General features: G+C 61.7%; 12 protein-coding genes. 1 reads left to right on the top strand and 11 read right to left on the bottom strand.

The features are described 5' to 3' along the window. Positions 1-3: 3 nt before the first annotated feature. From QCE49_RS22185 to QCE49_RS22235, 11 genes are all read right to left on the bottom strand, one after another. Entirely contained in the window at positions 4-1,038 is a 1,035-nt protein-coding gene (locus QCE49_RS22185) for a 2,5-dihydroxypyridine 5,6-dioxygenase (RefSeq protein WP_250457405.1), read from the bottom strand. Further along, positions 1,025-1,873 (bottom strand): alpha/beta fold hydrolase, encoded by an 849-nt coding sequence (locus QCE49_RS22190; protein WP_250457404.1) that lies wholly within the window; start codon positions 1,871-1,873, stop codon positions 1,025-1,027. Before QCE49_RS22190 ends, QCE49_RS22185 begins: the two co-directional genes overlap by 14 nt. An 11-nt stretch (positions 1,874-1,884) precedes the next feature. Further along, the gene (locus tag QCE49_RS22195) at positions 1,885-2,637 is read right to left on the bottom strand and encodes an Asp/Glu racemase (RefSeq protein WP_250457403.1); all 753 of its coding nucleotides are present in this window, start codon (positions 2,635-2,637) and stop codon (positions 1,885-1,887) included. Between the two features lie 34 nt (positions 2,638-2,671). Beyond that, a complete protein-coding gene (locus QCE49_RS22200; RefSeq protein ID WP_250457402.1) occupies positions 2,672-3,637 on the bottom strand; it encodes an amidohydrolase family protein in 966 nt (321 codons plus the stop codon). A gap of 71 nt (positions 3,638-3,708) precedes the next feature. Continuing rightward, entirely contained in the window at positions 3,709-4,899 is a 1,191-nt protein-coding gene (locus tag QCE49_RS22205; RefSeq protein ID WP_250457401.1) for a 2Fe-2S iron-sulfur cluster-binding protein, read from the bottom strand. A 10-nt stretch (positions 4,900-4,909) separates the two neighbouring features. Beyond that, entirely contained in the window at positions 4,910-5,746 is an 837-nt protein-coding gene (locus QCE49_RS22210; RefSeq protein WP_250457400.1) for a xanthine dehydrogenase family protein subunit M, read from the bottom strand. Beyond that, positions 5,743-8,148, bottom strand: coding sequence for a xanthine dehydrogenase family protein molybdopterin-binding subunit (locus tag QCE49_RS22215; RefSeq protein WP_250440992.1), 2,406 nt, complete (start codon positions 8,146-8,148; stop codon positions 5,743-5,745). The genes QCE49_RS22210 and QCE49_RS22215 overlap by 4 nt, the downstream gene beginning before the upstream one ends. Positions 8,149-8,168: 20 nt before the next feature. Further along, a complete protein-coding gene (locus QCE49_RS22220) occupies positions 8,169-8,678 on the bottom strand; it encodes an aromatic-ring-hydroxylating dioxygenase subunit beta (protein ID WP_034470910.1) in 510 nt (169 codons plus the stop codon). Then, the gene (locus tag QCE49_RS22225) at positions 8,679-9,971 is read right to left on the bottom strand and encodes an aromatic ring-hydroxylating dioxygenase subunit alpha (protein WP_250457399.1); all 1,293 of its coding nucleotides are present in this window, start codon (positions 9,969-9,971) and stop codon (positions 8,679-8,681) included. Beyond that, positions 9,958-11,202 carry an NAD(P)/FAD-dependent oxidoreductase gene (locus QCE49_RS22230; RefSeq protein ID WP_034471019.1) on the bottom strand — a complete coding sequence of 415 codons (1,245 nt, stop codon included), beginning with the start codon at positions 11,200-11,202 and terminating at the stop codon, positions 9,958-9,960. Before QCE49_RS22230 ends, QCE49_RS22225 begins: the two co-directional genes overlap by 14 nt. Positions 11,203-11,216: 14 nt before the next feature. Beyond that, the gene (locus QCE49_RS22235) at positions 11,217-11,522 is read right to left on the bottom strand and encodes a non-heme iron oxygenase ferredoxin subunit (RefSeq protein WP_175980970.1); all 306 of its coding nucleotides are present in this window, start codon (positions 11,520-11,522) and stop codon (positions 11,217-11,219) included. A 166-nt stretch (positions 11,523-11,688) separates the two neighbouring features. Here QCE49_RS22235 and QCE49_RS22240 point away from each other — a divergent pair, with 166 nt between their 5' ends. Continuing rightward, the gene (locus QCE49_RS22240) at positions 11,689-11,985 is read left to right on the top strand and encodes a hypothetical protein (RefSeq protein ID WP_250457398.1); all 297 of its coding nucleotides are present in this window, start codon (positions 11,689-11,691) and stop codon (positions 11,983-11,985) included. Positions 11,986-11,988: the final 3 nt, after the last annotated feature.

Raw genomic sequence — 11,988 nt, forward strand, 5'->3', positions numbered from 1 at the left:
GGGTCAGCGGTCGAGGACCACGCCATCGCGCACGACGGCTTCGCCATCGAGGAATACATCGCAATGACGCAGCGGAATGTCGATATGACAGGTCGTCGAGCGGCTGCCGCCGGCTTCGTTATTCGGTCCGAGCGAAAACAGGAAGTTGCCTTCGAACGCGCGCGCATCCATGCCGATGGTCGCCTCGCGATCGTAGAGCCCGAGCGTCGACCAGTGAGCGCGCGGCTGCAGGCCCCAGCCAATGTGCGAAATCGCGTAGGCCTCTGGATCGTTGAACGTCGCCATGTATTCGCTTAGCAATTGCGCGTCGATGCCGCCTCCGATGCGCTTTGCATAACCGCCTTCGACGGTCAGTTCGATGCGTTCCTGCACATAGCTTTTCTGCGGCAACAAAATATCGCCGCGATCGATCACGATGCGGCCATGCGCCTTGCCATCGTTAGGAAACGTCAGCGCGAATCCGCTTGGCCAGTGATCCCAGCGCCCCGGTTCATCGACGAAACCGTATTCGGCGATCGGTTCGAACTCGCCGAGCGGACAGCGAAAATCCGTCCCCGCGGCGGAGACGATATGCATCTCCTTAGCGCGCGCGATGCGCGCCCGTGCGGCGAGCACGCGTTCGCGATCGGCGGGTGTCGGCACGAGGCGCGTAAGCACTTCGGGTGGCTCGACCGCGAGCAGGATCTTCGTGCCGGCCTTGAGTATGTCGAGTTGCTCGGGCGAGAACAGCAAGGTCATCAGATCGAGCACGAGATCGCTTTCCTTCAACGCGGCAATCGCGGCGCGGTTGCCGGTCAACGGCGTCGTGCCGAGATACGCGAGGGAATCGCGGCTCAACGCCTTCTCGCCGTTCACCGGCGGCAAGTCGAGGCGATTGACGATTGCGCCCATCGCTTGCGTCGCGATCAGTGCGGTCGATAGCGTTTGCGGATGCGTCGACGCGCTCGTGAGAATGGTGACGGTCTGCCCTGCTTCGAGACGCGAGAGCTCGAGCACCTTCGTCCACGCATCGACCATCTGATAGTCACTGACTGGCATGATTGCCTCCTTCAACGAGCGTCGGAATGGATGCGCCGAGGAAATCGCCGAGCGCGGCGTGAAAGCCGGCTTCGTCGTCCCACGGAATCATGTGACCAGCGTCACGCACGCGCGTGTGCTGAAGATGCGGCACGAGTGCGCGAATCTCTTCGACGTCTTCGTCGCGCACAACGTCGCCTCTGCCCGCGGTGACGAGCAGCGCGGCAATCCGCAGATGCGCGAGATCGGCGTGAATGTCGTCGGTATGGAAGCCTTCAAAGCTCGCGCGTATCGCGCGTTCGTCACATGTATGAAGCCATTCCGCGCGCAACGCGAGTTGTTCATGGGTCCATGTGGGGCAGAAGGCGCGCATTGCGTCGGCGGTCATGCCTTCGCGCGACTGCCGGATCGAATCGATGTACCACGGCAATTGCGACGGATAGCCACGACGTCCCGGTCCCGAAACGGGCGGATCGATCATCGCGAGACGCGTCATGCCTGCGGGCTCCGAACGCGCAGCGCGTATGCCGATGCGCGCGCCCATCGAGTGACCGACGACGCTGTAGCGCTCGAATCCCAAGGTAGTTGCGAACGCAACCAGATCGGCGGCTTGTGCGTCGAGGCTGTAGTCGAGCGAATCCGATGCCGACGACAAGCCTCGTCCGCGCACATCGAGCACATAGGTATCGAACACTTGGCCAATATGCTCCGCGACGAAGCCCCACGTCACCGCAGGACTCGTAATGCCCGGCACGATGATCACCGGATCGAGTCCCGTGCGTGCGCCACCGTAACGCAGATAGTGCTGACGGATGCCATTCGCCTGAACGTTCGCGCCGTACAGATAAGTCGACATGTCGCCCTCGCTCAATATGCGCCGGACAGCAACGCGCCCGCGCCCGGCACGACGGCTTCGAGACCGAGTTGCTTGAGCATCGCATAGGTCGTCGCGACGGCCGCGGTGACGACCGGCTTGCCCGTCATTGCCTCGACCTTCGCGATCACCGGCAACGAAGGCATCTGCACGCATGCCGACAGCACGATGGCATCGGCTTCCTCATATCGCATCGACATGACGATCTCGGGAAGGCGGCTCGGATCATGACGCGCGACTTCGAGATTGTCGGGAATCTCGAGCGCGCGATAGTCGATCACGTCGTAATCCTCATTGCGGATATAGTCGACCACGAGTTCGGTCAACGGCTTCATATAAGGCGTGACGACGACCACGCGCTTCGCGCCGATCACCTTCAATGCATCGACCAGCGCGCCCGCGCTCGTGATGACGGGCGCATCGCCGCCGTTGTCGACGGTGCGCTCGTGCAAGCGCTTTTGCGATACGCGATGATAGCCATGACCCATCGCCATGATCGCGACGAGACACGCATAGCCGAGCACATCGACGCGCGCATCGGAGAGTTCAACTGCGCAGCGGTCCGACTCAGCATCCATCGCGGCGAGTTCTTCCTTCACGACCTTTTTCAGCCGCATGCGGCTCGAATGAAACGTGAAGCGCTCGGGGCGAATCGTCTGGCGCGCGAGCAACATCGCGGGAATCTCGGTCTCCATCGTCGTGTTCGAACTCGGCACGATCTGGCCGATGCGGTAGTGCTTGGTCATGTGCTGCTCCATGTGCTTGTGTTCTTCGGGGTGGTCAAAGGCGGAAGAGGCGTTCCGCATTGCCGTGACAGACGAGCGCTCGCGTGGCGTCGTCGAGCGGCGCGTGTTCTATGAAGTCCGCTGCGATCTCCGTCGATTCATACGGATAGTCAACCGAGAACATCACCGCTTGCGCGCCCATTTCGCCGATCGCGCCGATGAGCGCCGGGGCCGAGCACACGCCCGAGGTCGTGATCAGGATGTTGGTGCCGATGTAATCCGAAGGCGCCCGTTCAAGACTCAGGCCATGCGAATAAACCGCGAAACGGCTGTCGAAGCGCCAGCGCAAGAACGGCAGACCTTCGCCCATGTGCCCGAGAATGATCTTCAGATTGGGGAAGCGATCGAACACGCCGCTGAACAGCAGGCGCAATGCGTGGCTGCCGGTTTCGATGCCCCAGCCCCAAGTCGCGCCGGTGAGTTCGGGATGACCGTCGAGCACGCGCGGGGTCACGAATGCATCCGTCGGATGCAGATATAAAGGTACGTCGAGTTCCTGCATCGTCGCCCAGAAGGGATCGTAAGCGCGGTCGTCGTAGTAGGTGCCGAGTGTGTGACCATTGACGAGCGCGCCCTTGAAGCCGAGTTCGCGCACGGCGCGCGTCAGTTCATCGGATGCGGCCTTCGCGGTATGCATCGGCAACGTCGCAAAGCCGCCGAAGCGCAACGGATGACGCGCGATCTGCTGCGCGAGAAAGTCGTTGCTCGCCTTCGCGCGGCTGATCGCGAGCGCCGCATCCGGCTCGCCCTGCACGCTCGGGCCCGTTTGCGAAAGTATCGTGTAGTCGATGCCCGCGCGATCCATTTCGACGATGCGCTGTTCGTCGAAATCGGTCAGGCGCGCGGCGAGATCGCGCAGGACTTCAGGCGCGATGTGCTGCGTGAAGCTCTTCGAATAGCTCTGGAAACCGGGCGTGCTGAAATGCTCTTCCAGGGCGATCTTGCGAATCCGCTTGTTCATTTGAACTCCATTTGATCAGTAGGCTGACGATATGATCGTGCGACGAGCCGGGACCGGCTCATCTCGCGTGCTCAATCGCCCTTTCCGAAAAGCTGTTTGATGCGCGCCCAGATGACGCTCCACACGAGGCTGCCCGCATTGAACTTCGCGGACGATGACGACAGCGCCGCCTCGGGCGCCGCGTTACCGCCGAGCTGCGCCGTGATGCGCGCGCCGAAATCCGCGATCATCCTGCGCACGAAATCCTTCACGAGGCCCGAACGCGAGAACTGCGCGAGCGGTCCTTGCAACATGTATTCGAGCGTGACCGCGACCCGCGTTTGCGCGCCCCCGCCTTCGCTCGTCAATGCATATGTCACATCGCCATTCGCTCGCGAACGGCTGATGTTGTCCTGCCCCGCTCCACGCATGACCGCGCGATGCGCGGCATCGTCGCGTTCCAGGCGCGCCGCGCCAGCGAAGTTCGCCGACATCGGTCCGAACTTGATCGCGATCTTGCCCTTCACGCTTTCGCCGTCGTGCTCCACGAGTTCCGCGCCCGGAAGACACGACGTGACCGAAGGCAGATCGCCCATGAACGCCCACACCTTGTCGAGCGCGAAGGGAACGACGAAGCTGTCGTCTATTGCGGTCCACCCTTTGCGTTGCGCGGCGGGTTGATCCGTCGATGCAGTGCTCGCGGCCACGGGTGCCTGCGGCGCGGCAACCGGTGTAGCGGCGAACGTCTGAAACGCTGGCGCCGAAATAGTTGCATCGCTAACTATTGCGCGTGCGATAGGCGCATCCGCAATCGGTTCCGCTTTCAGATCGGCGAGAACCGCCTTGATCGCAGCGACGATGCCCATATAGCCTGTGCAGCGGCACAGATTGCCCGACAGTTCGAGCCGGATGCGTGCTTCGTCCGCATCGGGAAAGCGGCGCACGATATCCCGCGCGGTGATCAGCATGCCGGGCGTGCAATAACCGCATTGCAGGCCGTGATGGATCGAGAACGCACGACGCAGACGCTTCATCAGTTCGTCGTCCTCGAAGCCTTCGATGGTGCGTATTTTCTGCTGATCGCAAGCGACGGCGAATGTGATGCACGAGCGCACCGGCTCGCCATCGACGAGCACGGTGCAGGCGCCGCACACGCCGTGCTCGCAACCGAGGTGCGTGCCGGTCAGGTTGTGTGCATCGCGAAGAAAGTCGCCGAGATGCACGCGCGATTCGACATCCTCGCGCACGGATCGATCGTTGATAGTAAGTTCGATGACGGACATGGCAGTCTCTTTAAACCGTATTCGCGTTCGACACGCCGAACGCCTGCAGAAGACAACGTTCGAGCGCTGCGGTATGAATCTGCCGATCGATGCCATCCGCGTTCGGCATCGCACTCGTCACGGCTTGCGCGAGCGCTTCGCCGTTGGCGGCAGACGGGCCGCGTTGCGCGATCTGCCGTGCGAGATCATCGAGTGCGGCCGGCGGGCCATCGAGCGCGCCGAGCACGATGCGCGCGAGTCCCGTGCGTGCATCGAATGCAGCCGCTGCGCTTGCATGTGCGAATTCGCCGGTCTTGCGGCACAGCTTGTAATAACCCCAGCGAAGCGTCGGACCGAACTTCGGCAGCAACACGGCGGTAATGATCTCGCCGTCAACGAGCAACGTCGTGAACGCACCCAGCATGAATTCGCTCACGCGGACTTGCCGCGCGCCGCCTGCTTTCGATAGCTCCAGACGGGCATCGACAGCGGACAATGCAAGCGGCCAGTCGGCGGCGGGATCGGCATGAGCAAGACTGCCGCCGATGGTCCCGCGATTGCGAATCGCACGATACGCGATGCCGCCCGCCACATGCTGCATGTACGGATGACGCAGCAGTGCGTGCTTGCCGTCTTCGATCTCCGCATGCGTGACCGCCGCGCCGATACGCACGTGATCGCCCGCGTCGGAGACACTGCGCAGGTCCGCGATGCGCGATACATCCACTACGCGGCCAGGCCGTGCAAGCCGCAAGTTAAGCATCGGGCCCATCGACTGACTGCCCGATATCGGCTTTGCGCGAGTCAACTCCTTGAGCGCGTCGGGCAATGACATCGCCCTTACATACTCGAACGCAGCGGCTTTCATCCCGCCACCTCCTGACTGAGTTCTTCCTTGCGCGCCGCCTTGCGAGCCTTCGCGGCCTCGATCGCGGCCAGCAAACGGCGCGGCGTCAACGGCGTTTCCGACACGAGCGCGCCGATGGGCGTGAGCGCATCGTTCACTGCATTGAAGAGTGCAGCCGGCGGCGCGATGGCTCCGCCCTCGCCCACGCCCTTCGCGCCGAATTCCGTATAAGGCGACGGCGTTTCCATATGGATGATCGTCAGCGACGGCAACTCGGTCGGTCCCGGCAACATGTAGTCGGCGAGTGTCGACGTGAGCGGTTGCGCGTTGTCGTCGTAGAGCGTTTCCTCATAGAACGCGGTGCCGATGCCTTGCGCCGTGCCACCGATTGTCTGCCCTTCGACGACCATCGGATTGATCATGCGACCGCAATCTTCGACGATCACATAGTCGAGAATCTCGACGTCGCCTGTCCTCGGATCGACGGCGACTGCCGCCGCGTGCGTCGCATAGCTGAACGCGCCGGTATCGACCTTCGGCTTGAAGCCTTGCGTCGCTTCGAGACCCGCGAGATTCACGCCCGCAGGCAAGCGCTCGGGACGGAGATACCATGCAGCCGCGATCTCCTGAATCGTCACGCGGCCCGTTACGCCGATCACTTCACCGTTCTCGAAGCGCACCACCTCCTGTTCTTCCCCAAGCAGATGAGCACCGATGAAGAGCAGGCGCGGCACGAGTTCGCGGCACGTCGCGGCCACTGCGCCGCCAGCCATGACGATGCTGCGCGATGCGTACGTGCCTGTCGAATACGGCGTAAGCGCGGTATCGCCATGCACGACCTTGATCTTTTGCAGCGGCACGCCGAGCACTTCGTTCGCGATCTGCGCGAGCGTCGTCTCCATGCCTTGTCCGTGCGAGTGGATGCCCGCGCGCAGTTCGAGTCCTCCATCGGCCGTGATACGCACGGTCGCGAGATCGTATCCCGGCACGACCGGCAAGCCCCATGATGCGAACACGGCCGTGCCATGCGCCGATTGCTCGGTGAACGTCGCGAATCCGATGCCGACGAGACGCCCATCCTTCTCGCCCTCTTTCTGCCGTGCGCGCCACTTCGGCACATCGAGTTGCGCCACTGCGCGTCGCAGGCTCTCCTGGAAGTCGCCGCTGTCGTAGTGTTTCTTCACGACATTGGTATAAGGCATGTCCGCGCCACGCACGAGATTGTCATGGCGCACTTCCCACGCTTCGCGTCCGACCGCGCGCGCGATCGCATCCATCGTGAGTTCGATTGCGAAGCACACGCCCGTGCGCGCTACGCCGCGATACGGCAGAAAGCCCGGCTTGTTGGTCGCGGCGCATTGCGTACGGCAGCGATAGCCGCTGAAATCGTAAGGCCCCGGAAGGTTGCCGAGCGCCTGCCCTGTTTCAAGACCGATCGTAAAGGGCCATGCGGAGTACGCCCCGCCGTCGATCAAAAGCTCCGCATCGAGCGCGAGCAGACGGCCGTTTGTATCGGCATACGCAGTGAGTTCGTAGTGATGCTGACGCGAGTTCGCGCCCGCGATCAAATGCTCGCGCCGATCCTCGATGAAACGAAAAGGCTTCTTGTACGTCAGCGCGAGCCACGCAATGCACAGCTCTTCCTGCTGCAACACGCACTTGTAGCCGAACGCGCCGCCGACATCGGGCGAAATGACGCGCACCTGCGCATGATCGATGCCGAGACATTGCGACAGCACCGTGCGAATCATATGCGGCACTTGCGTCGAGGTGATGACCACGAGTTGCGAATGCGTATGGTCCCAATACGCGAGCACGGCCTTGCCTTCCATCGGCACCATGCATTGACGCGCGAGATCGACCTTCTGCTTGACGACAACGGGCGCGTCCTTCGAACGCTCGTCGAAGTCGATGTCTGCCTTGAGGTCCAGAAAGAGATTGTCCGTCCAGTGATCGTGCACGCGCACGTCGGTGCGTTCGCGAGCGGTGAACGCGCTGGCGAAGGCTGGCAGCTCGTCGAGATCGAGCTCGATTTCCTCGGCGATATCTTCGGCTTGCGCGCGGGTCTTCGCGAAGCACATCGCGACCGGCTCGCCGACGAAGCGCACCTTGCCCGATGCGAGCGGCGGATGCGACGAAGGCTTGTACGTCGGCAGGCTCGAATCGGCGACGATATCCGTGGCGTCGTGCATGTCGTCGCGCACGATCACCTGTGCCGCATGACTCGCCGGCTTGCCGATACGCACGATACGCGCATGCGCAACCGGACTGCGCAAGAACGCGACCTCCTGCAGATCGGGAAACGTGTAGTCGGCGACGAACTTGCCCTTGCCATGAAGATGCCGCTCGTCTTCGCGCCGCCTCACGCGCACGCCGACGCCACCGCTTTCGGCTGGCGCTTCCATGTGTTCCGTGTCACTCATGCGCTCTCTCCCAACGATGTTCAGACAGGGTAGGCGAGATCGTTCGCGATCATCGCGGTGTCGTAGACAGCCTGTCTTTCCTTCAGCAGAAGAACGTTACCATTGCGCGCGAAGCGGTCAAAAAGCCTGCCCGCCTGATGCAGCGTAGTCGCGCCTTCGACGAGCGTTTGCAGCAGCATGTAGTTGCTCTGCGCGACGATTTCCTCGTCGGTCGCGTTCAAGATACGCACGTTGGAAACGAAGTGCAGCATTTGACGCGGCGCGAACATCTGCGTGCGTGCAATCGCGACCGCACGATCGCGCAGCATGTCGCGTCCTTCGGCGTAGACGAGCCCGACGGGAAATCCATTGGCCGCGTTCTCGTATTCGGTCACGCGATAAAGACAGTTCTCGGTAAAGAATTCAGGCCAGCGCTCGATGTCCCCGCCATCGAGCGCCGCGCAATACTCCGCATGAAAGTCTTCGACCGCCGCGCGTGCGATCAGCGCCTTGTCGTGCGCGATGTTTTGTTTTTCGAATCCTGGCAGCATCTAGAACCCCATCACTTGACGATAGTGCTTGTACATGGCGCGAATGGCGGCTTCGGAGATCAGGTTGTCGGCCGTTCCGATCTTGTCGCCATCTAGCTTGATGATGCTGCGGTCGCTCACCGAGCGGCGCACGCCTTCCTGAACGAACTTCATCGCTTCGTTGTCTTCGAGGCCGAGAAAGCCCGACGGTCCCATCAGATTGCCCTGACGCAAACGATGACGCACCATGTCTTCCGTGTCGTCTTCATAACCGAACATCGTCCAGAGCATGATCATGCTGTTCGGTCCGTTCGGCACGATATGCCTAATGCCGAGCGTATTCATCTCGCGCTGCACGATGAGGTTCGGCCAGATGGTCTGCATCGTCACCGACCATTCGGAATCGAACTCCTTGATGAATTCGAGGAAGCGCTCGTCACGCAAGATCATGCCGTCGTGGAAGGAACGCATCTCCTTCTTCTTGTCTTCATCGATGGTGGCGTAGAGCGAATCGCTTTTTGCGGAGGCCATCGTGCCGTGAATGCCGTATTTGCTGTCCGCGACCATCGCCGAACGATTGCCCGCCACGAGCAGGCCGAACACGACGAGGAACGAGTGCAGCAACGTCGCGTGATACGGGTCCTTCAAGTTCTCGTGATACATCTTCCAGTTGCACGGCAGCTCGTTCTTGTAGAAGCCGAGCACGCGCAGGCGCTTGCCGTTGAACACTGCGTCGAAGTCCTCGAGTATCTCGGGCGTGAGATAGTCTTCAAGCGATTCCATGTCCTGCGCGAACGATGCGAACACGACCCCATTGCGCGTCGCAACCGCAAGTTTGCGCAGACCGTGATCATCGTTGCGGAAATCCTTCGGCATGCCGCCCAGCTTGTTCACCCCACGCCGGAACGGCACGCCTTGCAGATTGCCCTTGAGGTCATACGACCATTGGTGATACGGGCACACGAACTCCTTGTTGTTGCCGCGGCTATGCCGGCAGAACTCCGCCCCGCGATGCGCGCAACGGTTTTCGAACACGTTGATCGAGCCGTCTTCCGCGCGCGATACGACGACCGGCGTCGGGCCGACATAAGAGCGCTTGAAATCGCCGGAATTGGGCACTTCCGCTTCGAGCGCGACGAAGTTCCAGGTGCGCCCGTGGAAGATCCGTTCGACTTCGCGCGTATAGACCGCCTCGCTCGTGTACACCCAGTCCGGGATGCATTGCAGCCCTTCTTCGGGCCAAACGAGCCCTTCTATCGGCGGGTTTTTCGATTGATGCGTATGAATGCCGATGATCGTTTCAGACGAGTACACCTTGATCTCCCGAGTGTGTTGAGCGAACCAGCTTGTCGAGCTGGCGCAGCTTGATCGTGGGGTCGGCGAGCATGCGGGGATCGACCGCAACGCCTTCTTCGACGAGCCTTCTGATGGCGCGCAACTCGCCGCCTTGATTGATCGCGAGCACATGCGCGATGACGCCGCCGCGCAGACCCATCAGCACGGTCTTGTCATCGACGCCCGCGCGTTCGATCCACTGATCGATCTCGCCATCGGGCAGGCCGAGCATCTGGATGTTCCAGTCGTATTGGTCGGTCCAGAACCACGGCGTCGGTGCATAAGCAATCTCTTCTCCGGCGATGTTGCGCGCCGCCACGATCGCCTGTTCCTGCGCGTTCTGCCACGATTCGAGACGCGTCGCGCGACCGTTTGCGCCGTATGGGAAGTTGGCGCAATCGCCTGCCGCATAGACATTCTCGGCGGACGTGCGGCAATGCCGATCGACGACGATGCCGTTGTTCGTCGCCATGCCCGCAGCTTTGGCGAGTTCGTCGTTCGGCTCCTGGCCGATAGCGATCACGCCCAAGTCGAACGGCGTTGCATCGACTTGCACGCCGTCCGCGTGCTCCGTGACTTGCAGATGCTTCACGTCGAATATGAAGCGCACGCCGTGAGTTTCGTGCTTCATGCGCAGACGTTCGGCGAACATGGGCGGCAGCGCGCGGCTCAGCAAGCCCGATGCCGTTTCGAACACGCTCACGTCGAGGCCGCGCGTTCTTGCGCTCGCCGCGAATTCCAACCCTAGAAATCCAGCGCCGATCACAGCCACCGATTGCGCCGTTGCGAGCCGCGCACGCAAGCGCATCGCATCGTCGAGCGTGCGCAGATAGAACGTATGCGGACCTTCCGGCGCGCCCGGCAACTGCCGCGCACGACCACCCGTCGTCAGGATGCAATGGTCGTAGCGCAGTTCGCCATTACGTTCGAGCGTTGCGACGCACGATTGCGTATCGAGCCGCAGCACTCGATCGTTGAGCCATTCGATGCGCGCATCGCCGTATCGCTCGACGGCATGCACCCAGCCGTTGAAGCAATCGTCATCGTCCTTCGCGATGAGGACATCCTTTGACAGCGGCGGCCTTTCATACGGCGCATGACGCTCATCGCCGACCAGCACGATGCGCCCTTCATAACCATGCGTGCGCAACGCTTCTGCCGCGCGCGCGCCAGCCTGCCCCGCTCCGATGATCAATGCAGTCCGAGTCATGATTTGCGCGTGCATCAAAGATCGACGTAGATCTCGCCGCCTTCCACCTGCACGCCGTATACGCGAATCGGTTGCGTGACCGGCGCGCAAAGCGCGGCGCCCGTGCGGATATCGAAACGCCCCTGATGCAGCGGACATTCGATGCAGCCGTCTTCCATATAGCCGTCGCTCAAGAGCGCGAACTGGTGCGTGCAAACGTTGTGCGTGGCATGCACTTCTCCGTCGAGCAAATAGAGCGCGATGCGCTCTTCGCCGATCGTCACGCCGAGCGGTTCGTCTTCCACTAGATCGGCGAGCTTCGCCGCGAACTTGAGTGCCATTCGTCGCCCCTTCGAAAATCGATCAGTATGCTGATGAATCTGTTGTTCGTATGCTAGCAGGACTTTTCGCCGAGTCAACCGATCAAAAATAATGGCTTTCCCGTAGAGAATCCGGCAAGAACGCGTTCGTGCGATGATTCGAAGATTCGTCCCATCGATCAGCGTCATGCCTTCCACCGCCGTCACGCGCACGAACCCGCGGCCGCTCGCGAGCATTGGCTTCATCCTTGCATCGATGCTGTGCCTCGCAATTGTCGATCCGCTCGCGAAAGCCATCGCGCTGCGCTATCCCACCAACGAGCTCACGTTCTTTTGCATGTTGTTCGGCCTGATTCCGCCCGTGGCGATGTGCGCTGTCGGCCAGCGCTCGATGATCGATCGCGTGAAGCGGCTCGGCTTCAGGGGACAGACCTGGCGCTGCCACGCAACGGCGATAGCGCTGCCGACGGGACCGATCGCCTGATCA

The sequence above is a fragment of the Caballeronia sp. LZ008 genome (assembly GCF_031451435.1).
Lineage (GTDB): Bacteria > Pseudomonadota > Gammaproteobacteria > Burkholderiales > Burkholderiaceae > Caballeronia > Caballeronia zhejiangensis.

Bases quoted from the DNA above. Each gene is read 5' to 3' on its own strand.
- QCE49_RS22185 (WP_250457405.1), bottom strand. From the start codon at position 1,038: ATGCCAGTCAGTGACTATCAGATGGTCGATGCGTGGACGAAGGTGCTC.
- QCE49_RS22190 (WP_250457404.1), bottom strand. From the start codon at position 1,873: ATGTCGACTTATCTGTACGGCGCGAACGTTCAGGCGAATGGCATCCGT.
- QCE49_RS22195 (WP_250457403.1), bottom strand. From the start codon at position 2,637: ATGACCAAGCACTACCGCATCGGCCAGATCGTGCCGAGTTCGAACACG.
- QCE49_RS22200 (WP_250457402.1), bottom strand. From the start codon at position 3,637: ATGAACAAGCGGATTCGCAAGATCGCCCTGGAAGAGCATTTCAGCACG.
- QCE49_RS22205 (WP_250457401.1), bottom strand. From the start codon at position 4,899: ATGTCCGTCATCGAACTTACTATCAACGATCGATCCGTGCGCGAGGAT.
- QCE49_RS22210 (WP_250457400.1), bottom strand. From the start codon at position 5,746: ATGAAAGCCGCTGCGTTCGAGTATGTAAGGGCGATGTCATTGCCCGAC.
- QCE49_RS22215 (WP_250440992.1), bottom strand. From the start codon at position 8,148: ATGAGTGACACGGAACACATGGAAGCGCCAGCCGAAAGCGGTGGCGTC.
- QCE49_RS22220 (WP_034470910.1), bottom strand. From the start codon at position 8,678: ATGCTGCCAGGATTCGAAAAACAAAACATCGCGCACGACAAGGCGCTG.
- QCE49_RS22230 (WP_034471019.1), bottom strand. From the start codon at position 11,202: ATGACTCGGACTGCATTGATCATCGGAGCGGGGCAGGCTGGCGCGCGC.
- QCE49_RS22235 (WP_175980970.1), bottom strand. From the start codon at position 11,522: ATGGCACTCAAGTTCGCGGCGAAGCTCGCCGATCTAGTGGAAGACGAA.
- QCE49_RS22240 (WP_250457398.1), top strand. From the start codon at position 11,689: ATGCCTTCCACCGCCGTCACGCGCACGAACCCGCGGCCGCTCGCGAGC.